The sequence below is a fragment of the Enterobacter cloacae complex sp. HYC074_NIDB genome (assembly GCF_056673345.1).
In genome coordinates this window covers 3,633,418-3,659,753 of the sequence record NZ_CP114214.1, presented here as the reverse complement: position 1 = coordinate 3,659,753, position 26,336 = coordinate 3,633,418, and the positions used below count along the sequence as shown (strand labels likewise).

The window sequence follows — 26,336 nt, the reverse complement described above, 5'->3', positions numbered from 1 at the left end:
GTTGGGGTATCGCTACAGGTGATACCCCGACAATCGCAACTCACGGTCAATCCACTCGACGAACTGCTGGATCTTCCACGCGCGTTCGTTCATGTGCGGCATCACCAGATGGTGCGCGTTGATGGCGATACCCATTTCATCAGGCAGCACCTGCACCAGCGAGCCATCCTTCAGGTGATCGGTAGCCATCATTTTGCTCTCCAGAATAAACCCAAGCCCCATGCGCGCCGCTTCAAAGCTCATGTAGGAGCGGTCGAAGCTGAGGCTGAAATTAAGCCAGGGCCTGTCGATATTGTGCCAGGCGAACCATTTCTCCCAGTTCACCAGAGTGCTGGTGGACGAGATAAGCGACTGTTGCAGCAGATCGGCGGGCGTGCTGATGGGATGCTCTTCTGCATAGTCCGGCGAGGCCAATACCACCAGCGTGTCGTTTTTAATGGTCATCACCCGGTAGGCGTCCCAGTCCGGAATACCGTGACGGATATCAATGTCGATATTATCTCTGGCGAACTGTAGGTTCTCATAGGAGCAGGTGAGATTGATGGTGATATCAGGATATTCGGCGCGGAATCTGCCCAGACGGCGCAACAGCCAGGACAGCCCGAAGGTGGGGGAAGAGTGCACGCGAAGCACAGCATTGTCTTTTTCTTTCACGATTTGATCGGTGGCGCGCCCGATGGCGCTCATCGCCGCCGAGACCTCCCGCAGATATTTTTCTCCCGTCGGGGTGAGTTGAACCCCTTTGCCGCTGCGGATAAATAATTTCTTGCCCAGCCACGATTCCAGCGACGCGATCTGGTGGCTTACCGCCGAAGGCGTGACGTTGAGCTGTTCCGCCGCCTGATGGATGCTCAGGGCGTTAGCAACGGCGATAAACGCCTGCAAATTTCTGAGCGAGGGCAGCGATAACGTCTGGCGATCCTGCGCGGACATGGCCTACTCCTTACACGATAATTGATAAAAAACATAACATTGAGACTGCGAGCGGGCAATTTTATCCCGATGTTATTTTTTTGAGCTGTATCGCGAATCAAATTTATCTCAGCAATAAATGAGCTTTATTGAATGGCGTTTCATGGGTGAGCCGATATATTGACGTTGAACGCAATAATAAAACGACTCACGGTGTTCGAATAATGAGGTAAGTTATGTCTCGTATAGAACAAGCTGTCCCCTACATAAAGACTAAAAAAACCAATTACCGTTTCGTTGTGCTGGCATTAATTTTTATTGTTTATGCCATTAACTATGCTGACCGAACAAATATTGGTGCAGTACTGCCGTTTATCATTGACGAATTTCATATCAATAATTTCGAAGCCGGTGCCATCGCCAGCATGTTTTTTTTGGGATACGCCCTGAGCCAAATTCCTGCGGGCTTTTTTATTGCCAAAAAGGGAATTCGCGGCATGGTGGCACTGTCGATATTCGGCTTCTCTGCCTTTACCTGGCTGATGGGCACCGCAACCTCGGTTCTGGGCCTGAAGTGTATCCGCCTGGGGCTGGGGTTAACAGAGGGGCCGTGCCCGGTCGGGCTGGCCTCCACCATCAATAACTGGTTTCCGCCAAAGGAGAAGGCCACGGCCACGGGCGTCTACATCGCCGCCACCATGTTCGCGCCCATCCTCGTGCCGCCGCTGGCAGTGTGGATCGCCATGACCTGGGGCTGGCGCTGGGTCTTCTTCTCCTTTGCGATCCCCGGCCTGGTCATTGCCGTCCTGTGGTATCTGCTGGTACGCACCAGGCCGTCCGAGAGCGCATTCGTCTCGAAAGCGGAGCTGGAGACCATTACCGCCGGTCAGGAGACCCCGGACGCCAGACGGGAAAATATCGTGATTTCACCAGGCTTTGCACGCCTCGATCGGCTGATCCGCGTGCGGGAATTAGCCCCGGTAAGCACGGTAAAAGGGCTGTTTACCTCGAAGAATATTCTCGGCGACTGCCTGGCCTATTTTATGATGGTCAGCGTGCTGTACGGACTGTTGACGTGGATCCCGCTCTATCTGGTGAAAGAGAAAGGCTTTACGTTTATGAGCATGGGGCTGGTCGCCAGCATGCCGTGCATCGGTGGATTTATCGGTGCGATTTTTGGCGGCTACGTCTCCGACAAACTGCTCGGCCGCCGACGTAAACCGACCATGATGTTTACCGCCATCAGCACCGTTTTAATGATGGTTATTATGCTGAATATTCCGCAAAGCACCGTCGCGGTTTGCGTCGGGTTATTTTTTGTCGGCCTCTGTCTGAATATCGGCTGGCCCGCTTTTACGGCTTATGGAATGGCTGTTGCGGACAGTAAAACCTATCCGATTGCCGCGTCCATTATCAATAGCGGCGGTAATCTCGGCGGATTTGTTTCCCCGATGCTGGCAGGTTATCTGCTGGATAAAACAGGTAGTTTTAATTCCGTGTTTATTTATTTCGGTATTTGCGCAGCCATTGGCTTAATAATGATTATGCTGCTGGAAGAGCCGAAATAAAACATTAAATCTCTCTTGTCCTAATGGAGTAAATGTATGCTACTGAAAAATAAAGTCGCCGTTATTACCGGCGCGGCTTCCGTACGCGGTTTGGGTTTCGCTACGGCGAAATTATATGCTGAACAGGGTGCGAAAGTGGTGATTATCGATTTAAACGCTGAAGCCAGCCGGGCTGCCGCCGCGAGCCTTGGCGACGAACATCTGGGCCTTGCGGCGAACGTCAGCAATGAATTACAGGTTAATGCCGCCATTGAGCAGGTGCTGGGGAAATACGGGCGCATCGATATTCTGGTGAATAACGCCGGCATAACTCAGCCGATCAAGCTGATGGATATCAAACGCGAAAATTACGATGCGGTGCTTGACGTCAGCCTGCGCGGCACGCTGCTAATGTCCCAGGCGGTTATTCCCACTATGCGCGCGCAAAAGTCGGGCAGCATCGTCTGCATTTCATCGGTATCGGCCCAGCGCGGCGGCGGCATCTTTGGCGGCCCACACTACAGCGCTGCAAAAGCGGGTGTGCTGGGGCTGGCAAAAGCCATGGCGCGTGAGCTGGGGCCCGACAATGTGCGCGTAAACTGCATCACGCCGGGTCTTATCCAGACGGACATTACCGCAGGCAAGCTGAGCGATGAGATGAAAACGTCCATTCTGGCGGGCATTCCGCTTAACCGCCTCGGAGACGCGCAGGATATTGCCCGCGCCGCGCTGTTCCTCGGCAGCGACCTCTCTTCTTACTCCACCGGTATCACGCTCGACGTGAACGGCGGGATGCTGATCCATTAAGGAGATACGACGATGACGGATACCACAGTTCAACAGGTTGCCGCCGCGGCCTGGCGCATTCGCCGCTACGCGCTGCGCATGGGCGAAGTGCAGGGGCAGGGCTACATCGGGCAGGCGCTGGGCTATGCCGATGTGCTGGCCACCGCGTTTGCCCACGGGATGAACCTTAAGCCGGGCGAGCCGGAGTGGGAGGGGCGTGACCGTTTTTTGCTCTCTCACGGCCACTACGCCATTGCCTGTTACGCCGCCCTGATTGAAGCGGGGATCGTTCCTGAAGAGGAGCTGGAGACCTACGGCGCGGACGACAGCCGCCTGCCGATGTCCGGCATGGCAACCTACACGCCGGGCATGGAGATCTCCGGCGGTTCGCTGGGGCAGGGCTTAAGCATTGGCGTTGGCATGGCGCTGGGGCTGAAGCGCAAGCAGAGCGCGGCATGGGTCGTTAACTCCATGTCGGACGGCGAGCTGGACGAAGGGTCAACCTGGGAAGCTGCGATGTCGGCGGCACATCACGGCCTGTCGAACCTGATCGTGCTGGTGGACATTAACCGCCAGCAGGCGGATGGCAACTCGCACGCGATCCTCGGCTTTGAGCCGCTGGAAGATAAATGGACCTCCTTCGGCTGGTACGTGCAGCGCGTCAACGGCAACGATGTCCCTTCACTGGTAACGGCGTTTGATAACGCCAAACGCTACCCGGAAAACCAGCCGCGCGTCATTTTGTGCGACACGCTGATGGGCAAGGGCGTGCCGTTCCTCGAAAAGCGTGACAAGAACCATTTTATTCGCGTGGATGCTGACGAGTGGCAAAAGGCACTCGCCGTGCTGGATGCCAACAAACCTGAAGGAGTGCTGTAATGAGCCAGACCACGGAGAAAAAACCGCGTTTAACCACGTCGGCGATGATTGCCTCTATCGCGGAAGAGGGCCAGGAGACGCGAGCCGCACCGTTCGGTCACGCGCTGGTGAAGCTGGCGGAACAGCGACCGGAGATCGTCGGCATGACGGCGGATCTGTCGAAGTACACCGATCTGCATATTTTCGCTCAGGCCTACCCGGAACGCTTCTTTCAGATGGGCATGGCCGAGCAGTTGTTAATGGGGGCCGCGGGCGGCATGGCGAAAGAGGGTTTTATTCCTTTCGCCACCACCTATGCCGTCTTCGCCACCCGCCGCGCCTACGATTTTATCCATCAGGTGATTGCTGAAGAGCACCTGAACGTGAAGATCTGCGCGGCGCTGCCGGGGCTAACCACCGGTTACGGGCCGAGCCACCAGGCGACGGAAGATATTGCGATTATGCGCGGTATTCCGGGCATGACGATTATCGATCCCTGTGACGCAATCGACACCGAACAGGCGGTGCCGGCGATGGCAGCGCACGATGGCCCTGTCTATATGCGCCTGCTGCGCGGCAAGGTGCCGGTGGTGCTGGACCAGTACAACTACCAGTTTAAGATTGGCAAAGCTGCGCTGCTGGAAGAGGGGAACGATGTCCTGATCGTCGCCTCAGGCCTGATGACCATGCGTGCGCTGGAGGCGGCGAAGCAGCTGCGTAAGGATAACGTCAGCGTGGCGGTGCTGCACTCGCCCACCATTAAGCCGCTGGACGAAGAGACGATCCTGGCGCAGGCTGCGAAGCCGGGACGGCTGGTCATCGTGGCGGAAAACCACAGCAGCGTAGGCGGGTTGTGCGAAGCCGTCGCGTCGCTGTTGATGCGCAACCGCGTGAACGTGGATTTCGATACCGTCGCGCTGCCGGACGCGTTCCTTGATGCGGGCGCGTTGCCCACCCTCCATGACCGCTACGGGATCTCAACCACAGCCATGGTGGAGAAAATCCGGCGCAGGCTGTGATTTATAAGACGGATACGTTGTCAACGGGCGAGGGGTGCTTTACCCTCGCCACTGTTGCGATAAAGGAGTCCGTTATGGCACAAAACATCTACGACAACCCGGCATTTTTTGAAGGCTATGCCCAGCTTCCGCGCTCGGTTCAGGGCCTGAACGGCGCGCCGGAGTGGCCCGCGCTCAAGGCAATGCTGCCAGATTTAACCGGTAAAGCGGTTGTCGATCTCGGCTGCGGCTACGGATGGTTCTGTCGCGCAGCGCGCGAGCTGGGCGCGTCTGACGTCACGGGTGTTGATATTTCAGAAAAAATGCTCGCCCGCGCGGCTGAACTGACTGATGACAATCGGATTCACTATCAGCGTAGCGATCTGGAATCTCTGGCGCTGAAAGCGAATAGCCTCGATCTGGTCTACAGCTCGCTGGCGCTACACTACCTGCCGGAGCTGGACACGCTATTCGCCAGGGTTCAGCGCGCGCTAAAACCCGGTGGCAGCCTGGTCTTCTCGATGGAGCACCCGATTTATACCTGCGCCACCCGTCAGGGCTGGCTCACCGACGACAACGGTGAGCGGTTCTGGGGCGTGAACCATTATCAGGACGAAAGCCAGCGCGTCAGCAACTGGCTGGCGGACGGGGTGATTAAATACCACCGCACGCTGGGCACCACGCTTAACGCACTGATCAAAGCGGGGTTAACGATAAGCGAAGTCAATGAGTGGGGACCAACGCAGACGCAGGTTGACGCCTGGCCCGCGCTGGCCGAAGAGGCGGAACGCCCGATGCTGGTGCTGATCGCCGCCCGTAAGGCTTAATAGCCGACTTTATATACCCGCCCGCTCTGTACCCCTTCCACGCTGCGGCGGTAGGCCTGCGCAACGGTCGCAGCGGGAACGCTTTCAAAGCCCGGGAAGAAGCCATCATATGCTTCGACGGATTCCGTCAGCACCGTCGGGCTGATCAGGTTAATGCGGATCCCGCGCGGCAGTTCACAGGCCGCGGCGCGCACAAACCCTTCCAGCGCCGCATTCACCGTGGTGGCATTGACGCCCTGAGCAATCGGCTCGTGAGCCACAATGCCGCTTATCAGCGTAATCGAACCACCTTCGTTCAGGTAGTGCTGGCCGGTCAGCGCCAGACGAATCTGCCCCAGCAGCTTATCCTGTAAGCCCCGGTTGAACTCGCCGTCGGTCATGGTTGCGAGCGGGCCGAAGTGTACCCCACCGCTGGCGGAGACAATCGCATCCACCGGGCCGATCTTTTCGAACAGCGCCTGTACGCTCGCCTGCGAGGTGATATCCACCTGATGGTCGCCCTGCGTGCGACCCACGCTGATCACCTCGTGACGACGGCTTAGCTCATCTGTCACAGCACGACCGACCGTACCGCTGGCACCAATAATGACGATTTTCATAGCAGACTCCTTATGTTGTGAGCCTTCATTCTTTAATAAATAAAAATTCAGATAAACTGGGTTGATGTTAGAAGATTGCTAACCAGAGGTTCGGAATATGGATAAGCTTCGCGGCATGGAGACGTTCATCGCGGTGGTGGAAAGCGGCAGCTTTACCGGCGCGGCGGCCCGGCTGGAGATGTCGGCGGTGATGGTCGGGAAGTATATTACGCAGCTGGAAACGCAGCTCGGCACGCGGCTGCTGGAGCGCAACACCCGTCGCCAGAGCCTGACCGACGCCGGACGCGTTTATTTCGAAGAGGCCAGGCGCGTGCTGGAGCAGGTCTCGATTGCTGAAAACGCGGTTGAGCGCCTGCGAGCCACACCCGCCGGCACCCTGCGCGTGACAGCGCCCACCTCGTTTGGCGGCTGCGTTATCGCGCCTCTGACGGCCACGTTTTTGCAGCGTTACCCGGAAGTGCGCATCGAACTGGATCTCACCAACCGAATGGTTGATCTGGTGGAGGAAGGGGTCGATCTGGCCATTCGTATCGGTGAGATCCGTAATGAGGACCTGGTGGCGAAATATCTGTGTCCCTACAACATGACGATCTGCGCCGCGCCGGATTATCTGGCGCGTCACGGTACGCCGCAAACGCCAGCCGATCTGGTGGATCACCTGTGCCTGTCGCACACGGTATGGACGGCGCGTAACGAGTGGCGGCTGCCGGGTGTGGAAGGCGAAGTGCGCTGGAAGCGTGATGCCGTCTTACGATGCAATGACGGCTACGGCTTACGCATGGCGGCGCGAGCCGGGGCGGGACTTCTGCTGCAACCGGAAGTGCTGGTGGCGGAAGAGCTGGCAAGCGGCAGGCTGGTTCGGGTTCTGGAAGCGTTTACGCCCGCGCCGAGGCCGGTGCATTTACTGTGGCGCCAGGATTTGCGGCCGCTGCCTAAGCTAACGGAATTTATTGCCCATATTCTGCTAAGATTGGGCACAATATAAAAAAAGAAGGTAAGTAAAGAATGTCTGCAAACAAACTCGCCAGCAGCGCTCAGGGCCTGCAATCCTCTGCCATCCGTGAATTATTAAAACATAGCAAAATGGCAGGCGTGATTTCGCTGGGTGGCGGTATTCCAAATCCGGACCTGTTCGATCATGAAGGTTTAAAAATCGCCGCTGATGCCGTGCTGTCTCAGCATTTTGGCGAAGCATTCCAGTACGGTCTGACGGAAGGCGTCCCGGGGCTGCGCGAAGAGATCCAACGCATCTCTGAAGGTCGCGGCATCGCCTGTAAAGCCGATGACGTGGTCATTACTTCCGGCTCGCAACAGTCGCTTGACGTGCTGGCGCGGGCGTTAATCAACCCGGGCGATACGGTCGTCGTGGAGCGGCCTACCTACCTCGCCGCGTTGCAGGTCTTTGGCCTGGCGCAGGCGAAATTTGAATCCGTCGGTACCGACGGCGACGGCATGAAAGTGGATGAACTTGAAGCGCTGGTGGCAACTAAAACCATCAAAGCGGTTTATATCGTGCCAACCTTTGGTAACCCGGGCGGCGTGACGCTCTCCGAAGCGCGTCGTAAACAGCTGGTGGAATTATCGAAGCGCTATGACTTCGTGATTATCGAAGACGACCCGTACAGCGAGATCAACTACACCGACGAAGCGTTCCGCCCGCTGATTGCTCATGCCAAAGATATCGGCAATGAGGATAACGTGGTGTACACCTCCACCTTCTCTAAAATCCTCGCGCCGGGCACCCGCGTGGGCTGGGTGCTGGTGCCGGAGTGGCTAAAGCGCGCGGTAGTGAACCTCAAGCAAACCACCGATCTGCACACCAGCACGCTGTCGCAGCTGATGACGTACGAATATCTGAAAACCGGTCGTCTGGCGAATCAGATTAAAATGATCCGCGAAGCCTACCGCCAGAAATACCAGACCTTTGCCAGTGAACTGGAAGCGGAGCTGGGCGATGTGATGTCGTTCCACAAGCCAAAGGGCGGCATGTTCCTGTGGGCGAAAATGAATAACGGCATCAATACGACGAAATGGCTGGAAAAAACGTTGAGCAACGGCGTCGTGTTTGTGCCGGGTGAGTTCTTCTACTGCAACGAGCCGGACCACACCACGCTGCGCATGTCTTTCGTTACCCCAACGGATGAGCAGCTTAAAGAAGCGGTTCGACGTTTGAAAATTTCCCTGTAAGCGGATGCGCATAATGGCAGATGCCGTTATGCGCCGTTCCCGTGTCGGGTAAGCGTATTGCGTGGCGCGAGCGGATCAGGCAACGTCCGGCTTGCCGGATTTTCGCTTCGCCATGACTTCCGCAACGGTTTTTATCCGGCTTAACTCCTCCTGCGTGCGGGAGTTAGATTGCGCTTCCCAGATATCAACGTTTAGCTGTAAGTTCAGCCAAAATTCAATAGTGGTATTAAAGGCTTTTGCCAGTTTGATCGCCATATCGGCAGTAAGTTTGCGATTGTTATTGACCAACGCGCTTACGGTATTGCGGTGTACATTTAGCATCTCTGCCAGATCGTTGATTTTCAGATTGAGCGGTTCAAGATACTCATACTGCAACACCTCGCCCGGCGTGGTGGGTTTGCGGAGTGCCTGTTGAAGTGTCATAGGTGATGCCTCACTTGTGTTGCGTGTACTTGTGTGGAGAGAGATAGAGATCGTCTGCTTTTCCCTCTGACCAGCGAAATACAAGCCTGTATTGTCTGTTTACCCGGATAGAGGAGTATCCCTTCAACGGAGGACTCAATGCTTCATACATATTGCCCGGTGGCGATCGTAAATCCAGGTGCGACATAGCCGCATTGATGATGTCGAGCTTTCTTGCAAGCGCTGTTTCCAGATTCAAAGGAATAACATTGCTCGATCTCCCGTAGAGAAAAAAATCCTCAAGCCATTGATCCCGAAAATGATTAATCATAATGCTGGTAAGCTCCAGTCCTTGAAGCTGAGTGGATAGTAATGCACTCCCGCACTGTGCGCAAGTGCGTTTTGTCTGCGAGTAATATTACCCTGGTCATGGCTGAAGGGAAGTGTGATGCATGACTAAAGGTTAATTCTTCGAGGCGGATTCCACGTCTTGCGTGCGGATTAATGCCCGGCGGCGCTGCGCTTGCGCGGGCCTGCGAGAATGTAGGCCGGGTAAGGCGCAGCCGCCACCCGGCGTTTGACTACCGCTCCCTCAGCGCCTCCTTCGCCCGGTTAAACGGTTTGATCATATAATCCAGCACCGTTTTCTCTCCGGTCTTAATATCCACCGTCGCTATCATCCCCGGCACGATCGAGAAGTGCCTGCCCGCCTTATTCACCAGATAATCCTGGCTGGTACGGATAAATACCCGGTAATAGAACACCTCCGGCTTCGCTTCGTCGGTAATGGTGCCAACTTACTGATTTAGTGTATGATGGTGTTTTTGAGGTGCTCCAGTGGCTTCTGTTTCTATCAGCTGTCCCTCCTGTTCAGCTACTGAAGGCGTGGTGCGTAACGGTAAAAGTACTGCCGGACATCAGCGCTATCTCTGCTCTCACTGCCGTAAAACATGGCAGCTACAGTTCACTTACACCGCTTCTCAACCCGGTACGCATCAGAAAATCATTGATATGGCCATGAATGGCGTCGGATGTCGCGCCAGTGCACGCATTATGGGCGTTGGCCTCAACACGATTTTACGTCACTTAAAAAACTCAGACCGCAGTCGGTAACCTCACGCATACAACCGGGCAGTGACGTCATTGTTTGCGCGGAAATGGACGAACAGTGGGGTTATGTCGGCGCTAAATCACGCCAGCGCTGGTTGTTTTACGCGTATGACAGGATACGGAGGACGGTTGTGGCGCACGTATTCGGTGAACGCACGTTGTCCACGCTGGAGCGTCTTCTGGGCCTGCTGTCGGCCTTTGAGGTCGTGGTATGGATGACGGATGGCTGGCCGCTTTATGAATCACGCCTGAAGGGAGAACTGCACGTTATCAGCAAGCGATATACGCAGCGCATTGAGCGGCATAACCTGAATCTGAGGCAACATCTGGCAAGGCTGGGCAGGAAGTCACTGTCGTTCTCAAAATCGGTGGAGCTGCATGACAAAGTCATCGGGCATTATCTGAACATAAAACACTATCAGTAAGTTGGAGTCATTACCAAATATTCGAAGTTGTGGTTTCCAACCACATATCTCATTTCCCCCCGCGTGCGGTAAAAAGAAGTTTGAATCTCAACAACATAATAATTGAAAAAAATTTTTAGCGTTTCAGTTGTCATTTTTTGCAAATGAGTTGATAGTTTAGCTGCATTACTTTTCGAATCTGAAGTTAATAAGTCTGGGAATGAAGCAGTGATGTTTAACTTGACTTTAGATGATGAGTGTAGCCAGCCACATGCCTGTTTATATTGTGAATGCATGTAAGCCCAATTTTCATCAGTGTTTGTAGACTTAAGATTCTCAAAATCTACAGTTCTAACAGTAATATCAAAATCCCCCCCGTTATCAACCTTTTGTAGGGATATACGTGCAAGATGTTCAATCATTGAACGAAAATTGAGATGTAGATATCTCTCTCGTTTATGAAGTATAGCTGTAATAGAACTAAGGACATCGTAAATAATACTTTTTATAAAGGTTTTGTGACTTAATTCTGGATTGGAGTTATGGATGAACTCCAGAAAAAGAACGTGTTTATATGCTGATGTAAGATTATTTTCTGTGCGAGTGTCTGTCTGAAAAGATTTTATCAAAGTGATAAATTCTTTCACGTCCTTTCTAAATCCATGAGGATCTCTTTGAAGCATTATTTTTTATCCTTCTTCAAAAGAGCACTGATCCACGTGCTTACATCTCGATTTGCGTTATGTTTCTTTTTAAAGCTATTATTATCAGTATGTAAGCTATTATTATAATCAATAATAAATTTGTCAGTCTTAAAATACTCTGAAACTTTATAAATGGATTCTTTGATGTCTCTGTCGCTCATATTTACCAAAGTACGGGTAAGTCTGGCGCATAATAAAGTTCTTGATTTTATGACGTACTCTAAAAAAGTAATTCCAAAAACATTTTTGACGAATTTCGCAGCGTCTTCATTTTTAACGAAAATTTCCCTAGAGTAGATTACTAACGTAATCAATCCAATAAACCCCTCTCTAGAGCTGGGTTTCTTGTAAACTAATGCCTGTAATATCTCGAGGCTGTTGTTATATTTATTCATCTCCCCCCCCCCGTTTGCACTTCTTGGATCCGAGTTAAAAATTCCTCACAAATACCTTTGATATATTTTCTGGATAATTTGTAACTGGATGAAATATTACCTCTACCACCTACCATTAAATCCTGCACAAATTTCAATTGGCTATCAAAAAAGTATAGCTCATTAAAAGGTTCAGAACTCTGAAACTCTGTTTGAAGTTTTCTTGTCTTTAGAGACAGGTTTTCGAGGGTGTTAGTATAAATAAAACCCAAGTTCTCAATGTTTTTATGGTCATAGTTATCTTGAATGTTTTCTATTACGCTTAAAAGGCTTGTTGCACCTAAAATTGAATAGTGATCAATTTTAACAGGTACAATATAGTAATCTGAAGCAACGAGAGCTGCATCAGTAAATAATGAAATAGTTGGCGGACTATCGATCAAAATGAAGTCATATACTTCTCGAAGATTATTTTCTTCTATAAATCGCTTTAGCTTATGCAATCTTGCTGCAGGTTGTTCTATATCAAATATTGTATTAATATCGCCAAAAATCATATCTAGATTTTCGGACATTTTGATAATAATTTCTTCAGGAGTAACCTGTTGAACCTTACCAGTTAAGCTTGATTTTGTTTCAAAAATGCGTCTGATGGTTTTTGTATTTTCTAAGTGATCAGTTATATATTCTTTTACTCGGTCATATTTACTAAGTATTGACTGTGTAGCATTAAACTGTGGATCAATGTCGATAATTAATATCTTTTTTTCCATGAAGTTTGCAAGGTATTCAGCAATGCCGACGCATAAAGTTGTTTTACCAACGCCACCTTTCATATTTATGAAGCTTATTACTGGTGTAGTCATTTCATCCCTCTAACTTATTTTTATTAAGCAAAAAACTTAGTTTACATGTTGGTAAATTTACTTATAACATTTTTTTTGGGGAATTAATACTGTTGTTTTATCAGGGGCATAGAATCTCACCCAAGGAATAAAACTATGGGGAGGATGCTGATAATTCTAAAGAAGCTCCAATCAGACATGGATTTGTGGAAGCCCTTAGGTTTTGATCGAAAAGGGCTTCTTGGTATAAACTCTCAACCTTGTTTAAGGCTAGTTTTTGCAATTGCTAGTGATCGTTGTTGAGGTGTGATTGTCATAATGACTCAAATAACGACCATAATGACGAAACAACATTTCGGGCCCTTTATGCCCCATCTGTCCTGCTAGCCAGAAGAGATTCGCTCCTTGGCTAATGTGCTTAGTAGCGTAAGTGTGCCTAGTCTGATAAGGGTTTCTGTATCGTATACCAGCCTTTCTCAATGTTGGAATCCAAGCTTTTTTTCTAATTGCGTCAGCATTTGCCCATGGTTTGTTAGTTTTTGGATCTTCAAAAATCGTTTCATTCCTCATAAAAGTGAACAATTTCTGACTGGCAAGAGCTGTCAATGCCTCTTCAGTCAGTTCTACTTTCCTTGTACCTGCTTTTGTTTTTGTTCCTTTGATGACGCCAACTACACTGGCATTTTGAACATGCGCAGTTTTCCCTACAAAGTCTATATCTCGCCAACTAAGAGCGCATAATTCAGAGCTACGCAGCCCAGTTTGGATAGCAAACCGGAAAAGGTTCTCCCACTGCTTGTTTCCAGCAGCTGAGAGTAATGCGTCTACTTCAGCTGGCGACAACGGATCTACCACATAACTACTTTCTGCTTCTGATTTATCACTTTGGTACCGTGAAGCTGTTACCAGTGATACAGGGTTAATCTGAAGCACACCATCTGTCACTGCCTCATCTAGTGCAGAACGCAGGAACGAAAGTTGGTTTCGGATGGTCTTCAATGTTGTTTTCTGGCTCTGGATCCATGTCTTCAATGCTGCTGGGGTTAACTCACTTGCGGGAAACATATGAAGTGAAGACAAAGCACTTCGGCATTTCTTGTACCCGCCAATTGTCGAAGGTGATAACTTCCTCATTTCGCAGATCACTAGATACTCATCTAGGTACATCTTCACCGTTTTGCCCGCGGCAGCATTACCGAAAATTTTCAACCGGGTCGAACGGGGAAAGTATTCCGCATAGACAAACGTCCCCCTTTCTATATTGTTATAGATTTCGCCGAGTGTGCGCTCGGCGTATTTGATATTTTTGGGGGTTACGTCCAGATTAGAAAGAGGCTCACGGCATTTAACCCCTTTATAAGTGAAGGTAATATTGATGGTTTCACCATTAAGATGTTTCCTGATGGTTACGCCGCGCGGGAGTTTAGGCGATTCTGTCGTGCCCATTTTGCAACCTCACTAAGATCAATCCATCTTTCCTTAACGCCTTCGACCTTTAGCACTTGAACCCCTTCACGCCACACACCGCGCTGTATGCGCTTATTAATAGCATCTGGGGTTTCGCCAGTCTCTTTGCAATAAGTTGAGATGGGAACACAATCGAGGCTCAGCATATACTTCTCCATTAACCCGGCTGCACCCGAGTAATTAAAATTTGTCGCTGGTGGTAGGGATCAGTTTCTGCCAAATTGCTGACACATATTTTGCCTGGTGTCGCGCATCAGCTAGGGCATTGTGCACATCGCCAATAAAAGACATGTCACGCTTCGGATCGAAACCGACACTGCGACCGAGAGTAACAATAGTGCGCACATCATGATCGTTCCAAAAGGCCCAAGGGCAAATGTGGCCGGCGCGTTCGTAAGCTCCACGCAGAATTACATTGTCAAAGGTGGCACCGTTACCCCAGACCTTCATGTATTTTGGATTATCTGCGTGCCGATGAATGAAATGGCTAAGTTCCGACAATGCATCAGTGATAGGCATCGCGTCATCAACACAAATAGCTGAGCGTGCTTCCGGGCTTTGTTTTAGCCACCAAAGAATAGTATCTCCGTCCGGTACCGCACCCTGATCCATTGCGCTTTCAAGCGAGACGGCCGTATAGAATTCTTGGCCAAGTTCATCTGTATGAGGGTTAAAAAAGACGGCACCAATTGACACGATCGGCGCGTTTGGCTTTTTTCCCATTGATTCGAGGTCAATCATTAAGTCGTTCAATTGCTTTCTCCATTGTTAATTTTTGGCCTTTTGATTCACTGGGGGGCGGTAGCGCGAGTCGGCGTTGTCGCTAACGTGGCAATAATGAGCCCCGTCAGGACGAGTACAAATTGTCCCGCACCTATCACATGCCAATACTGCTTCCAGCTCCGCGATCCGCTCATCTGCTTTTGACAACTGATCGAGAAGTTCTTCAGCTAACGTCACACGCATCACGACTTTCTGACAGTCGTGGCGTTTGGCTCTGCCGATTGTGCCGCGCAGAGTCGCATATTTGTTGGTGGTCATTGGACTGACTCCTGACGAAGATGGTTAATTTCGGCGTCAAGGCTCATTCGCTGGTCCATCGATTCCGTCAAGGCGGCAAATGTAACGTCCAGGCGAGTGGCTACCTCACGCATTAGAGAGGCTTCTGCTGGTGGCAGTTTCCCCGCCGCAGCATGGGCTGCGGCTACCAGTTCTTTTATCTTCATACGAGGCATGCGCGTGATTCCGTAAGCTCATTGAAACGGTTAATGAACAAGCCATATGCCTGGCCTGGGCGAAGAGGAACGATCTGGATAATGTCGCTGGCCGGAATACCTTCTAGGCAAGGCCAGAGTGAGCCGTCGTCGATATCTAGATCGCGGCGTTCCGTGGCAAGCATCACCAGATCGGCGTATTTCACTACCGCTGACATATCAGGGGTGATGCTGAATTTGGCCCGGATCAACTGTTCTACCCGCTCTTCAATGCGACGGTAATCTGGAAGCAATGCTTTCAGGGGGGCAGGGATGTCCTGGCAATAGGCTTCAGCAGCGTCATGCATCAGGGCTTCAAAGGCAAACTCTGGCGGCACAATTTGGCTGCACAGTACCGAGTGCTGGGCCACGCTGTAAAATTCCGGCAGATGACCACTGAAGCGGCAGATGTGGGAAAGTGCGGTCGCAATGTCCTCGATTTCTACATCGTCAGCGGTTGAATTGAGGTAATCGAATTTCTTACCTGAAAGTGTCTGGATATAACTCATCGTCTTTTCTTCTCCATATTTGGCAGCTGCACCTGCGCTAGTTTTTGGTTGTACGAATCCCTCGCCTTTGGCGATTGATAAAGGGAATTACGCTTCAATAAATCCCCGCGGCGCCGGGGATTTATTGAAGAGAATTAACCCTCAGTAAGGCGGCTGCCACCGCCAGTGGAACTTCTCCATACACAACAGAAAAGGGCACCTGCGTAGCACTGACGGCTGCAACCAACATTTCTGCGCCCGGGTGGATTGGGTAATGAGCCCGTCGCCCGGTGATGCCCTTGTCTCTTGTGTAAAAAAGGTGCCCACCGAGGTGATGGGCAAAGACTACACACAGCAATGATTTTGTTGTGGCGGTGGTGCCTCCACCTGCCAGACCGGCCAGAACCGGCGACGCTACACCTCAAGAAACGTATTCATTTCAAATGTTGAAATAAAAACTTGTTGGCCTCGTCACGTGCGCAGAGCCGCATTACCACAACTGAAAGCCCACTCCTTAGGTAACAAACCTGCCCCCCAGTGAAAGAGAGAAGGAGTGCGCTTTCACGTTGTGCCCTTAAAAAACTGGCTGTCACCCTCAAGGGGAAAGTGAACAGCCAGAACAGGGATCACTTCTTATTGCTTTGGCCTGCTTTTAACCACATCAGGCGCGGTGGTTTGGTGTTGACAGAAAAAAATCTAACTTAACTTAGTTAAATGGTCAAGTGAAAACATCAAACTAAACTTAGCTTGATGCTTAGGGGAAGAGCGAGAAGGGATTAGAGCTCGTACTGAACGCCTTTAACTACGCCAATAATGAGGCAGTTACCATTGATCGAGATGTTGGGGTAGCGAGGATTTAGTGGGACTAAAAATTTTTGAGGGCCATCAATGACCAGTTTTTTAACAGTCGCTTCGTTAGTGCCATCAATACGCGCAACAACAATCTTGCCATGAAGGGGTTCGGCATCTGGATCAACAATAACGGTAGCCCCTTCAGGGATTGTTGGGAGGCCATTTGGATTGGTCATTGAATCCCCTTTGACCTCTAAAGCGAACGAGCTATCCCCAATGCGTAGTGATGTTTCAACCCATTTATCAACATCACTGAATAAATCAGCGGCCTTACATTCCGTAAACTGCCCAGCTTGAACCCAGGAAATCACGGGCACACGCCTCATTTTAGTTATGAGGGTACCTTCAAATTCAGTGCCGTAAAGAATGTAATCTATTGATGTATTGAAGAATTTAGCCAGCTTAACCAGCGATTCTCCGTTTGGGATATTCACATCCTTTTCCCAATAACCCACCGCTACGTCACTAACCCCGCAGAACTTACCCAGTTCTTTTTGAGAGGTTTTTGTAACCCTGCGTAGGGCTTTAATGCGCTGACCAACCGTTTCCATGAAAGCACCGAATTTAAAAAAGACTAAGTAATCTTAGTTTTTATTGACCAAAGTTAGATTGGTTATTAATATCTAACCAAACTTAGCTAAGGAGGCTTCATGACAACCGACGAGATTGAACAACATTTCGGCAGCACTGAGAAAGTTGCCGAGTTTTTTGGCATCACCAGTGAGGCCGTTTACCAGTGGCGTAATCGCCCCGGACGCTTAATCCCTAAAGGACGAGCTGCTGAAGCTGCGTATCGAACTGCTGGTGAACTGGAATTCAACCCAGAACGTTATGGCAAGAGTACATCGCCTAACGATCAGAAATAACCACAGAAGGGAGGACCTAGCCGTGGGTATAGAACCTGAATGGAAAGTAGATAAGCAGCCAGCCTGGCTGGTGGCCGCAATCAAAAAAACGATCACCGAGCTGCCTGGCGGATATTCAGAAGCTGCTGAGTGGTTGGGTGTGACCGAGAACGCGCTGTTTAACCGGCTGCGTACCGATGGCGATCAGATCTTCCCGCTCGGTTGGGCGATGGTGCTTCAACGTGCTGGTGGTTCAAACCACATAGCGAACGCTATTGCACGTCACTCGAACGGTGTTTTTGTGCCATTGGCTGATGTTGAAGAGATTGAGAACGGCGATATCAACCAGCGTCTCATGGAGTCAGTTGAGTGGATCGGCAGGCATTCACAATACGTTCGTAAAGCTACCGCTGACGGCGTTATTGATGCTCAGGAACGCGCCCAGATCGAAGAGAACAGCTATCAGGTGATGGCTAAGTGGCAGGAACATTTGACGCTGCTTTTCCGTGTGTTTTGTGCGCCGGAAAAGAGTGACGCCCGCGAGTGTGCAGCTCCGGGCGTCGTGGCAGACAAATCTTGTATGGAGAAGTAATCCGCATGACCAGTTTAACGGCTTTTAACCGTTTGCCGCAACTCAGGATGATCCCGGTACCGGGCGCTCCGTTGTTTCGGTATGAACGCAGAATAGCAAACCGCTGGGTGCCATGTAACCACAGTCGGGCGGTCGCAATTGTGGGGGTTTACTACAGGAAGGCGAAACGCTTATGCGCGAAGTTAACCGAAGGTTCAAAGACCACAGAGGGATCCCCGTTCGGGTTATCCGGTGGGAGCCAGAGACTCAACGAGTTATCTACCTGCGGGATGGTTATAACCACGAATGTTTCAGCCCGCTCGAACAATTCAAGCGCAAGTTTACAGAGTTAAAGGACGACCATGAGCACTAAATTAACGGGTTACGTTTGGGACGCTTGTGCCGCTTCTGGCATGAAGCTGTCCAGCGTTGCCATCATGGCGCGTCTGGCAGACTTCAGCAGTGATGAAGGGGTTAGCTGGCCTTCCATCGCTACCATCGCGCGCCAGATTGGTGCCGGTGAGAGCACGGTTCGCACAGCCATATCTCAACTGGAAAAAGACGGGTGGTTAACCCGCCAGCAGCGCCGTAAAGGCAACCGCAATGCATCGAACGTTTACCAGCTCAATGTTGCGAAATTACAGGCTGCTGCCTTTTCTCACCTGTCAGATTCTGACGCATCAAAATCTGATGCCTCAAAAACCGACGCGTCAAAATCTGAGGCATCAAAAAACGATGAAAAAGGCGGTTTTCACCCGACAGAATCTGGGGGGGATCCGTCAGTAAATACAACTACTGATCCATCAGATAAAAAACATTCTTGTCCGGTTGCTGCGCAACCCGACCCTGTGGTGGTTATCACCGATCAGGCGAAGCAGGTTTTATCACATCTGAACAAGACCACCGGATCACGGTATCAGGTCTGCAAATCATCCTTGGAAAACATCCGGGCTCGCCTGGCTGACGGGTTTACGCCCGATGAGCTGCTGTTGGTGGTGGATTACAGCGTCGAGAAGTGGGGCGAGGATCTGAAAATGGCCGAATATCTGCGCCCAACAACGCTGTTTCTGCCAACAAAATTCCCAGGCTACCTGCAATCCGCAAATAAGTGGAACGCAGCAGGACGTCCAGAACGACAGTATTGGGGCTCAATCCGTAAGCATGATCCGATGAAATTTGGTGGACCAGATAAAGCCATTCCAGCTGGCTTCAGGGGAGCGAAATGATGAGCATGAATGCTGATAACAAATATTGCCGCGCGCTGGCTGAACTGCGCTCAAAGCCAGCGCATGAATTGAAAGAGGTTGGCGATCAGTGGCGCACTCCAGATTTGTTGTTTTGGGGCATCAATTCGATATTTGGGCCGATGGTTCTGGATCTGTTTGTAGACGATAGCAATGCTAAATGCCCTGCATGGTATACCGCCGAAGATAACGCGCTGACGCAGGACTGGTCAGAGCGTCTGGCAGAACTCGGTGGCGCCGCGTTTGCAAATCCGCCATATAGCCGTTCTCAGTACCATGAAAAGCAGGCCATCACTGGCATGACCCACATCATGAATCACACAATGGCGATGCGTGATAAAGGTGGTCGTTACATATACCTCGTGAAGTCAGCCACAAGTGAAACATGGTGGCCGGAAGATGCCGATCACATCATGTTTATTCGTGGTCGTATTGGGTTCGATCTTCCTGTTTGGTTTGTTCCCGCTGACGAGAAGCAGCAACCCACCAGCGCATTTTTTGCCGGGGCAATCGCTGTCTTCGACAAAACCTGGCGTGGTGAAAGCTTCAGCTATATCAATCGCACCGAACTGGAAGAAAAAGGGCGTGCAGCATTGTCATTAGCTCAATTCGCCGCGGCAAAAATGGCCCTTCCGTCGGTGTCGGAAAAAGCAATGCCTACTCCCATTGCAACGGTAGATGCAGAGTCGCGCATCTGGCCTCTGGAGGTTGGTCTGGTATTCAATCAGGTCGAGGGGGCGGATTCTCTGGGGGTGAACCAACAGAACAAGTTGAAGGCCAACATCAACCAACTCTGGCTGGAGCGTGTGCCTACCAGCGAAATAATTAGCGTGGCCGGTGGTCTGGTTAGCAGTATGCAGGGGGCCGTCAATGCGTGAAATGATCGTTGATAACTTTGCTGGTGGTGGCGGCGCGAGTACCGGCATTGAATTGGCGATCGGGCGTAGCGTGGATATCGCTATCAACCACGACGAAAACGCTATTGCGATGCATAAGACGAATCACCCGGACACGCTGCATTATTGCGAGTCGGTGTTTGACGTTGACCCAAGCGCAGCCACCAGCGGCAAACCTGTCGGTCTGGCCTGGTTTAGCCCTGACTGCCGCCACTTTTCCAAAGCGAAGGGCGCTAAGCCGGTTAAGAAAGAGATTCGCGGGCTGGCGTGGATTGTCCTGCGCTGGGCGCTGGCAGTACGTCCCCGCGTCATGATGCTGGAGAATGTCGAAGAATTTAAGACATGGGGCCCGCTGCTGGATGAAGAATTACGCCCAGATCCTGAGCGTGCTGGCGAAACATTCGAGGCATTTGTCGGCATGCTGTCGACGGGGATCGCGGCGAATCACCCTGCGCTGGCTGAGGTTTGTGAATTTCTTGCCATTGAGCCGCACGGCCAGCAGGCGCAACAGCTGATCGCCGGGCTTGGCTATGAGGTCGATTATCGTGAGCTGCGCGCTTGTGACTACGGCGCGCCAACGATCAGAAAGCGTTTCTTCATGGTCATGCGCTGTGACGGCCGTAAGATTCATTGGCCTGAAGCGACTCATGGGGATCCAAAATCACTGGAAGTACAAAGCGGCAAGCTGGCGCCATGGCGTACCGCGGCGGAGTGCATTGACTGGAACATCCCGGCCCGTTCCATCTTCGACCGCAAAAAGCCGCTGGCGGAAAATACGCTCAAACGTATCGCGCGCGGTATCCAGCGCTTTGTTATCGAGAGCGCATCACCGTTTATCGTAAAGTGTAATCACACAACCTCCAAAGGTAGTTACGACTGTTTTCGAGGGCAAGAACTGAAGGTGCCCCTGCAAACCATCACGAAAACCCACGGGTACGCACTGGCGGTACCGCACCTGACAAAATTCCGTACAGGCGCAATCGGTCAGCCATTAACCGAGCCGGTACCAACCGTTACCGCTGGCTCGTCGGCGCGCCCGGGCGGAAATGGACATGCTCTCGGCGTAGTAGAGGCAGCTATCACTCCTTTCATGGCTGGGAACGGCGGTAGTGAGTACCAGGCAAAGCCGCGACCACTTAATAAACCTTCCCACACAATCCTGAAGCAATCCCGCGCGTGCGTGGTTGCGCCGGTCATCGCCCGACAGTTTGGTGCCAGCGTCGGCCACAGGGCAGACGAGCCGAGCGCAACGATAACTGCTGGCGGTGGCGGTAAGTCGCAGCTGGTAACCCCAACACTGATCCAGATGGGGTACGGCGAACGCCCGGGGCAGGAACCGCGTGTTCTTCAACTGAATAACCCGCTCGGCACAGTCACTGCTGGTGGTAATAAGTTTGCGACGGTGAGCGCGTTTCTGGCCAAGCACTATGGTGGGAATTACACGGGGTCGGGCGTTGGTCTGGATGAGCCAGCACATTCAGTCACAACCGTCGATCACCATGCGTTAGTCAGCGCACAAATTGTAGGTGTTGGCGGCCGCGCGGGACAAAGTCGTCCAAGAGATGTGAGTGAACCGCTGCAAACCCTCACGACAAAAGCAGATAGCGCGATGGTGACATCGCATCTTATCAAGTTGCGCGGGACGTGCCGCGACGGTCAGGCGATTGATACTCCTATGCCGACGATTACCGCCGGCGGCCAGCATGTAGGCGAGGTGCGGACATTCCTCGAAACCTATTGCGGTGAAAGCGAGGATGAATGGCTGGTGACGATAGAGGGTGTTAAGTACCAGATCGTCGATATCGGAATGCGCATGCTGCAACCGCATGAGCTTTATAAGGCGCAGGGCTTCCCTGACGGCTACGTTATCGATCAGGACTATCGCGGCAATCGTTACGCCAAAGACAAGCAGGTAGCGCGCTGCGGTAACGCAGTACCGCCGCCGTTCGCTCGTGCGCTGGTAGAGGCAAATCTTCCTGAATTATGTGCAAATCAAAAGGCGGGTGCAGCCGCCTGATATGGAGAAATAGCATGAATCAGTTAACCGCAAAGGGTGTTGTGACAATGTCCAGCCGTGAAATTGCCCGGCTGGTGCAAAGCAAACATGGTGATGTGAAGCGCTCAGCTGAGCGCCTTGCATCTGCTGGTATTTTAACCGCGCCGTTGGCGCACACCCCCTACACACACCCGCAAAACGGGCAAACCTACGTGGAGTATTGGTTCAACAAACGTGATTCTCTGGTGATCGTCGCCAGGCTGTCGCCAGAATTTACCGCCGCTGTTGTCGATCGCTGGCAAGAGCTGGAGAACAGCCAGGCCGTCAGTGTCCCGCAAACATTGCCGGAGGCATTACGTCTCGCCGCGGATCTTGCCGAGCAGAAAGAACAACTCAGCCAGCAGTTAGCCGCTGCCGCGCCGAAAGTTGAGTTTGTCGATCGGTATTGTACTGCCAAAGGCTCAATGTCTTTCCGCCAGGTGGCAAAGCTGTTGCAGGCCAAGGAAACAGATTTCCGCTTGTTCCTCATTGAGAGCGACATCATGTACCGGCTTGGCGGAGTGCTGACACCGCGGCACCAGCACATTGCTGCCGGGCGGTTTGAAGTGAAAACTGGCACTACGAGCGAAACAAACTACGCCTTTAGCCAGGCACGCTTTACACCCAAAGGCATCGAGTGGATCGGCGGCTTGTGGACGGCACACATCGCTAAGGGGCATGCCGCGTGAGAGGACTGTTTACAGCCGAGACTGTTCCGCGCCTGGGGCTTGTGGTGTTAAAGCCGGGTAGTGAACTGATGTATCTGTTTCAACAGGGGCGAGTGCTGGTGGAGCCTCAGCCAAAAAGTATGGCTGGGCTTCCGTCGGGGCTCGTCCCTGATGCCAGGCAGCCGCTGGCAGGTGATAAGTCCCTCGAGGAATTCTTCACCGACGAGAGAGTTATCCGTGCAGCAGGCGGTTTGACCGCTTTGGAATCCTGGTTAGAGCGTAATGTGAAGGAATGCCAGTACCCGCACACTGATTATCATCATCATGAGCTGGTAACGATGCGACATCCCCCTGGATCAATGTTGCTCTGTTGGCATTGCGATAACCAGCTGCGCGATCAAACCACCGCGGTGCTGGCAGAACTGGCCCGGCGTAATCTCATTAACTGGCTGATCAGTTCTATCCTGTCTTCGCTTGGCTACAACAACGAGCGTGAACTATCCCTCGGTGAATTGTGCTGGTGGGCCGTTTATTCAGGCATTGCTGATGCAATCACGGAAAGGATGGCCCAGCATGCGCTTCGCTTACCAGATGAGCCGTTTTTATCCGTATATCGAGAAAGTGACATTGTGCCGATGCCCCCGGCAAAAAGCATTTTGCAGAAGAAGGTCACCACTGCGGTCACGGCTGCGAAATTAAAGCATGGAGCAAATCAGGAAGTGGCCTATGACCAGCCAAAGGTTCTGGCTCTGCATGCGGATCCTGAATCCCCTGAATCATTCATGTTGCGCCCAAAACACCGCAGGTGGGTGAATGAGGACTATATCCGGTGGGTTAAAACCCAGCCCTGTGAAGGTTGCCGGCGCCCAGCAGATGATCCACACCATGTCATTGGTCACGGCATGGGCGGTACTGCCACTAAAGCCCACGATTTGTTCGTAATCCCTCTGTGCAGAGAGTGTCACGACAAATTACATGCTGATGTTGCAGCGTTCGAGAAAAAACACGGTACCCAGCTGGAGCTGCTATTCCGTTTTATGAATCGAGCGCTGGCGATCGGCGTAATAACAAAAGCGTAATTGTATGGAGCGCTGAGCATAATGAATTTACAAGAACTGGAATTTACGCGGATTGAACTGCGCCGCGCGCTGGCAGATTTATCAGGATCGACAAAAGGACAGCTACAGGCGTTCAGTGAGCATCCAACAGCAGATAAGAATAAATACCCCCGGCATCATCCTGAAATCGTTATGGAGGGTGGGGAAAGTTGTGGGTCAAAGGTTGTAAAAACGCTGGCCACTCCACTTTATGTTCTTGAGACAAGGAGCCGTCGCCGACCTTTACCGCCTATTAAGGATACAGAGTTCGCTTGTTCAGCATGGCGTCGATCGGTCAATGGTCTAGGGGAGCATTTGCAGGCATGGGTGCGGTACTGCTATGGGCATGACCTTGCTTTCCGGTACCAGAGGTTAATGTGCCAGCACGTATGGGAACAGTTTCAGCGTCAGCATAGCGGCAAAAAAATCCAGGACCGTGTCACTAAAAAACTGATAGGGCTTGTCTGGCTGGCGGCGCAAGAAGTTGCTGCCTCGCGTAATAACGATACCTATCAGGAGTATGCTGGTGCAGCTCTGGCGCGCATGGTCAGCGTTGAGCGTTCCACCTGGCTCAGAGTGTATTCAGGCCACTGGGCGGCTTTCAAAGCGTCGTTTACTGAGATGGACAGCCAGGCACTAAGCGAAATTTTGTCACGGTACGAAGAGTACCAAGAACTGAAAGTGACGGAAATGTGAGGTAACTTTCACTAACTCCCTAAATTGGGCTTGCAAAATGCAACAAAATGAGCCATATTTGAAGCTAATTTGATATTTTGTCATAATTATATTTAACCTCGCCTCGGCGGGGTTTTTTGCCTTACAGAGCTTTTCAATTTCAACGGTGCAAAGTAACTTTTCTTACTTTGATAGGAATAAACGATGAGTGGGATGCGCTGGAAGCGGTTGTGTGTAAGTTTAATAACTTTTATTTTTACGCACAGCTTGTTAACAGGCTTGCTCATTTCTTCTTTTTTTTATGACTTTTTTTGTTGATAACTCTCTTGCTTGTGGATAACTCTGTGGATTTATCAAATTGTTATGCACAACCGAATTCATCTTGGTGCTGTACAATCCCGTAAAAGCTTTAATACTCAATACAAGAAGATTTCGTTCGAATAAACGAAGCTATTGATTACTTTAAGGTTATTGCGTTTTCTTCGGGAATATTATGTCAGGACAGCCAGAGACTAAAGAGCAAGATTTACTTGATACCATACTGGATTACTTCCAAAAGGGAGCAACTCCAGATGCAGAAGAGCTCGAAACTCTTAAGCACGAGATCGGTCGCCTCCCTATAGGTGATCGTGCTTACGTGTATGCTTGGTTGAATGGAATGCTTGGTCATCACGCAGACGCTGTACGTTTGTTTAAGGATGCGATGAATTCTGACCCTTCTGTTGTTCAGAATTATTTAGCTTACTTATCCCGTTCTGCTCATAACCTTGAACATCGTATGGAACTTTTTCGGCTTGTCGAGCAATTCCCGTCTGACGATATGAGGCTCGTGGCTAGAAATGCAGCTTTTTGCATCGGCAATGAGAAACTAGTTAAGCAGTTTTCCCTCAAATTGGCTGCCCTTCGGGATGGTGAAGAGCGCGAAGACATAATCAATCAGGGAAAGTATATGGCTGAATTGATCATCGATTTCAAGAATGCAACCAATCTCTCCTCCAGAGATATTGAAATACTTTGCGATCATGCTGAAGACATAGCAAACAAACGTGGAATCAATTGCACTGGTGTGAGTTATTACATGGGTGGCGATGAAGACAATGCTTTCATTGTTAGAGCTCAAACTGATGATTCCCAGGTTCTGGCCGAAATGAACATGGAACTGTTAGTTTTGCTTACGGACGATTGCTATCGAAATATTCCTTTTACATCATGGTTCCAAAGCGATGAAAAAAGAGGGATTTACTGATGAGCGTAACAGGTAAGGACTTCATCACTTTCGCTGGAAAATGTATCGGCCATAATGATGAAATCGGCTACAGAAACGCAATTGGTCGCGCTTACTATGGTGTTTTTCATGAAACGCTTGAGAAGCTAGAAAAATGCCCTAATAAATCATCACACCAAGCAGTACGCGATTATCTTTCAAATGACGCATGGTTAAAAGGGAACGAACCTTTTGATAAAATGAAACTTTTATCAATGGGGGCGATGTTAAAGCACTTACACACTCGGCGAAAATGGGCCGATTACGAACTCGATAGAACTATGCATAAGGCAGATGCTGAAGCAATACTATTAATGGCTAATAAGGCTATTGATACACTTCAGGAAATGTATGAGCAGGTTTACCCCTCCCAACCAGCTGCATAGTTTTCTTCTAAAATCCCCGCGCTAGTGGGGATTTTTGCTTTA

Annotated in this window: 33 protein-coding genes and 1 pseudogene; 19 read left to right on the top strand and 15 right to left on the bottom strand. The window is 51.1% G+C overall.

What is annotated here, in order from left to right:
- Positions 1-12: 12 nt before the first annotated feature.
- Positions 13-933 carry a LysR substrate-binding domain-containing protein gene (locus O1724_RS17790; RefSeq protein ID WP_023323646.1) on the bottom strand — a complete coding sequence of 307 codons (921 nt, stop codon included), beginning with the start codon at positions 931-933 and terminating at the stop codon, positions 13-15.
- Between the two features lie 215 nt (positions 934-1,148).
- Here O1724_RS17790 and O1724_RS17785 point away from each other — a divergent pair, with 215 nt between their 5' ends.
- The 5 genes from O1724_RS17785 (at position 1,149) to O1724_RS17765 (ending at position 5,928) form a co-directional block, all read left to right on the top strand.
- Entirely contained in the window at positions 1,149-2,480 is a 1,332-nt protein-coding gene (locus O1724_RS17785; protein WP_023323645.1) for an MFS transporter, read from the top strand.
- Between the two features lie 36 nt (positions 2,481-2,516).
- Positions 2,517-3,266, top strand: a complete 750-nt coding sequence (locus tag O1724_RS17780) for an SDR family NAD(P)-dependent oxidoreductase (protein WP_003862216.1) — start codon at positions 2,517-2,519, stop codon at positions 3,264-3,266.
- Between the two features lie 12 nt (positions 3,267-3,278).
- Positions 3,279-4,124, top strand: coding sequence for a transketolase (locus tag O1724_RS17775; protein WP_022651707.1), 846 nt, complete (start codon positions 3,279-3,281; stop codon positions 4,122-4,124).
- Positions 4,124-5,122 (top strand): transketolase family protein, encoded by a 999-nt coding sequence (locus O1724_RS17770; protein ID WP_045346167.1) that lies wholly within the window; start codon positions 4,124-4,126, stop codon positions 5,120-5,122. The genes O1724_RS17775 and O1724_RS17770 overlap by 1 nt, the downstream gene beginning before the upstream one ends.
- Before the next feature lie 74 nt (positions 5,123-5,196).
- Positions 5,197-5,928, top strand: coding sequence for a class I SAM-dependent methyltransferase (locus O1724_RS17765; protein ID WP_023314697.1), 732 nt, complete (start codon positions 5,197-5,199; stop codon positions 5,926-5,928).
- On the opposite strand, the gene O1724_RS17760 is transcribed toward O1724_RS17765, so the two are convergent.
- Positions 5,925-6,527 carry a short chain dehydrogenase gene (locus O1724_RS17760; RefSeq protein WP_023314696.1) on the bottom strand — a complete coding sequence of 201 codons (603 nt, stop codon included), beginning with the start codon at positions 6,525-6,527 and terminating at the stop codon, positions 5,925-5,927. The genes O1724_RS17765 and O1724_RS17760 overlap by 4 nt on opposite strands.
- 97 nt (positions 6,528-6,624) lie before the next feature.
- On the opposite strand from O1724_RS17760, the gene O1724_RS17755 reads away from it, so the two are divergent.
- Together O1724_RS17755 and O1724_RS17750 are read left to right on the top strand one after the other, a co-directional pair.
- Positions 6,625-7,512 carry a LysR family transcriptional regulator gene (locus tag O1724_RS17755; RefSeq protein WP_032660046.1) on the top strand — a complete coding sequence of 296 codons (888 nt, stop codon included), beginning with the start codon at positions 6,625-6,627 and terminating at the stop codon, positions 7,510-7,512.
- A gap of 20 nt (positions 7,513-7,532) precedes the next feature.
- Positions 7,533-8,714, top strand: coding sequence for an aminotransferase-like domain-containing protein (locus O1724_RS17750; protein ID WP_045335665.1), 1,182 nt, complete (start codon positions 7,533-7,535; stop codon positions 8,712-8,714).
- Between the two features lie 75 nt (positions 8,715-8,789).
- Here O1724_RS17750 and O1724_RS17745 read toward each other — a convergent pair whose 3' ends face one another.
- The 3 genes and pseudogenes from O1724_RS17745 to O1724_RS17735 form a co-directional block, all read right to left on the bottom strand.
- Positions 8,790-9,137, bottom strand: a complete 348-nt coding sequence (locus O1724_RS17745; RefSeq protein ID WP_022651701.1) for a HigA family addiction module antitoxin — start codon at positions 9,135-9,137, stop codon at positions 8,790-8,792.
- Positions 9,138-9,147: 10 nt separating this feature from the next.
- Complete coding sequence (locus O1724_RS17740) at positions 9,148-9,447, bottom strand: type II toxin-antitoxin system RelE/ParE family toxin (RefSeq protein ID WP_015571638.1); 300 nt, start codon at positions 9,445-9,447, stop codon at positions 9,148-9,150.
- A 250-nt stretch (positions 9,448-9,697) separates the two neighbouring features.
- Positions 9,698-9,907, bottom strand: a pseudogene (locus O1724_RS17735) (secretion protein HlyD); the annotation flags it as partial.
- 46 nt (positions 9,908-9,953) lie between these two features.
- Here O1724_RS17735 and O1724_RS17730 point away from each other — a divergent pair.
- Positions 9,954-10,651 (top strand): IS1 family transposase gene (locus O1724_RS17730; protein ID WP_223433957.1). Its coding sequence is split into 2 segments (ribosomal slippage): positions 9,954-10,203 and positions 10,203-10,651, totalling 699 coding nucleotides; the frame shifts between segments, so codons are not numbered across the junction.
- Here the strand turns inward: O1724_RS17730 and O1724_RS17725 are convergent.
- The 10 genes from O1724_RS17725 to O1724_RS17680 all read right to left on the bottom strand — a co-directional run bounded on the left by O1724_RS17725 (position 10,645) and on the right by O1724_RS17680 (position 17,164).
- Positions 10,645-11,313, bottom strand: coding sequence for a hypothetical protein (locus O1724_RS17725; protein WP_479983902.1), 669 nt, complete (start codon positions 11,311-11,313; stop codon positions 10,645-10,647). The two genes, O1724_RS17730 and O1724_RS17725, sit on opposite strands and share 7 nt — an antisense overlap.
- Positions 11,313-11,729 carry a hypothetical protein gene (locus O1724_RS17720; RefSeq protein WP_049133511.1) on the bottom strand — a complete coding sequence of 139 codons (417 nt, stop codon included), beginning with the start codon at positions 11,727-11,729 and terminating at the stop codon, positions 11,313-11,315. Before O1724_RS17720 ends, O1724_RS17725 begins: the two co-directional genes overlap by 1 nt.
- Positions 11,726-12,574, bottom strand: coding sequence for a ParA family protein (locus O1724_RS17715; protein ID WP_324641860.1), 849 nt, complete (start codon positions 12,572-12,574; stop codon positions 11,726-11,728). Before O1724_RS17715 ends, O1724_RS17720 begins: the two co-directional genes overlap by 4 nt.
- Before the next feature lie 249 nt (positions 12,575-12,823).
- Positions 12,824-13,999: an Arm DNA-binding domain-containing protein gene (locus tag O1724_RS17710; RefSeq protein ID WP_463726402.1), complete on the bottom strand. Its 1,176-nt coding sequence runs from the start codon at positions 13,997-13,999 to the stop codon at positions 12,824-12,826.
- Positions 13,960-14,166: a hypothetical protein gene (locus tag O1724_RS17705; protein ID WP_047683674.1), complete on the bottom strand. Its 207-nt coding sequence runs from the start codon at positions 14,164-14,166 to the stop codon at positions 13,960-13,962. The genes O1724_RS17710 and O1724_RS17705 overlap by 40 nt, the downstream gene beginning before the upstream one ends.
- A 34-nt stretch (positions 14,167-14,200) precedes the next feature.
- Entirely contained in the window at positions 14,201-14,773 is a 573-nt protein-coding gene (locus tag O1724_RS17700; protein ID WP_049133527.1) for a 3'-5' exonuclease, read from the bottom strand.
- A gap of 15 nt (positions 14,774-14,788) precedes the next feature.
- Positions 14,789-15,061: a hypothetical protein gene (locus O1724_RS17695; protein WP_045895912.1), complete on the bottom strand. Its 273-nt coding sequence runs from the start codon at positions 15,059-15,061 to the stop codon at positions 14,789-14,791.
- Positions 15,058-15,255 carry a hypothetical protein gene (locus tag O1724_RS17690; protein ID WP_016247400.1) on the bottom strand — a complete coding sequence of 66 codons (198 nt, stop codon included), beginning with the start codon at positions 15,253-15,255 and terminating at the stop codon, positions 15,058-15,060. Before O1724_RS17690 ends, O1724_RS17695 begins: the two co-directional genes overlap by 4 nt.
- On the bottom strand, positions 15,243-15,782 hold the full coding sequence (locus tag O1724_RS17685; RefSeq protein WP_045895582.1) for a hypothetical protein: 540 nt from the start codon (positions 15,780-15,782) through the stop codon (positions 15,243-15,245). The genes O1724_RS17690 and O1724_RS17685 overlap by 13 nt, the downstream gene beginning before the upstream one ends.
- A 755-nt stretch (positions 15,783-16,537) precedes the next feature.
- On the bottom strand, positions 16,538-17,164 hold the full coding sequence (locus O1724_RS17680; protein ID WP_045895580.1) for a LexA family protein: 627 nt from the start codon (positions 17,162-17,164) through the stop codon (positions 16,538-16,540).
- Between the two features lie 99 nt (positions 17,165-17,263).
- Here O1724_RS17680 and O1724_RS17675 point away from each other — a divergent pair, with 99 nt between their 5' ends.
- The 11 genes from O1724_RS17675 (at position 17,264) to O1724_RS17625 (ending at position 26,294) form a co-directional block, all read left to right on the top strand.
- The gene (locus O1724_RS17675; RefSeq protein WP_045347916.1) at positions 17,264-17,479 is read left to right on the top strand and encodes a Cro/CI family transcriptional regulator; all 216 of its coding nucleotides are present in this window, start codon (positions 17,264-17,266) and stop codon (positions 17,477-17,479) included.
- A 22-nt stretch (positions 17,480-17,501) separates the two neighbouring features.
- Complete coding sequence (locus O1724_RS17670) at positions 17,502-18,050, top strand: YmfL family putative regulatory protein (RefSeq protein WP_023294083.1); 549 nt, start codon at positions 17,502-17,504, stop codon at positions 18,048-18,050.
- A gap of 172 nt (positions 18,051-18,222) precedes the next feature.
- Complete coding sequence (locus tag O1724_RS17665) at positions 18,223-18,402, top strand: DUF4222 domain-containing protein (RefSeq protein WP_020690687.1); 180 nt, start codon at positions 18,223-18,225, stop codon at positions 18,400-18,402.
- The gene (locus O1724_RS17660) at positions 18,392-19,255 is read left to right on the top strand and encodes a conserved phage C-terminal domain-containing protein (protein ID WP_479983901.1); all 864 of its coding nucleotides are present in this window, start codon (positions 18,392-18,394) and stop codon (positions 19,253-19,255) included. The genes O1724_RS17665 and O1724_RS17660 overlap by 11 nt, the downstream gene beginning before the upstream one ends.
- A complete protein-coding gene (locus O1724_RS17655) occupies positions 19,252-20,151 on the top strand; it encodes a phage N-6-adenine-methyltransferase (RefSeq protein WP_479983900.1) in 900 nt (299 codons plus the stop codon). The genes O1724_RS17660 and O1724_RS17655 overlap by 4 nt, the downstream gene beginning before the upstream one ends.
- The gene (locus O1724_RS17650; RefSeq protein WP_045895576.1) at positions 20,144-22,186 is read left to right on the top strand and encodes a DNA cytosine methyltransferase; all 2,043 of its coding nucleotides are present in this window, start codon (positions 20,144-20,146) and stop codon (positions 22,184-22,186) included. The genes O1724_RS17655 and O1724_RS17650 overlap by 8 nt, the downstream gene beginning before the upstream one ends.
- 14 nt (positions 22,187-22,200) lie before the next feature.
- Entirely contained in the window at positions 22,201-22,893 is a 693-nt protein-coding gene (locus O1724_RS17645; RefSeq protein ID WP_045895575.1) for a phage antirepressor KilAC domain-containing protein, read from the top strand.
- On the top strand, positions 22,890-23,951 hold the full coding sequence (locus tag O1724_RS17640) for a DUF968 domain-containing protein (RefSeq protein WP_045895573.1): 1,062 nt from the start codon (positions 22,890-22,892) through the stop codon (positions 23,949-23,951). Before O1724_RS17645 ends, O1724_RS17640 begins: the two co-directional genes overlap by 4 nt.
- A 21-nt stretch (positions 23,952-23,972) precedes the next feature.
- Positions 23,973-24,665 (top strand): bacteriophage antitermination protein Q, encoded by a 693-nt coding sequence (locus O1724_RS17635; protein ID WP_045895571.1) that lies wholly within the window; start codon positions 23,973-23,975, stop codon positions 24,663-24,665.
- 472 nt (positions 24,666-25,137) lie between these two features.
- Positions 25,138-25,890 carry a hypothetical protein gene (locus O1724_RS17630; protein ID WP_045895568.1) on the top strand — a complete coding sequence of 251 codons (753 nt, stop codon included), beginning with the start codon at positions 25,138-25,140 and terminating at the stop codon, positions 25,888-25,890.
- On the top strand, positions 25,890-26,294 hold the full coding sequence (locus O1724_RS17625; RefSeq protein ID WP_045895566.1) for a hypothetical protein: 405 nt from the start codon (positions 25,890-25,892) through the stop codon (positions 26,292-26,294). The genes O1724_RS17630 and O1724_RS17625 overlap by 1 nt, the downstream gene beginning before the upstream one ends.
- Positions 26,295-26,336 lie beyond the last annotated feature (42 nt).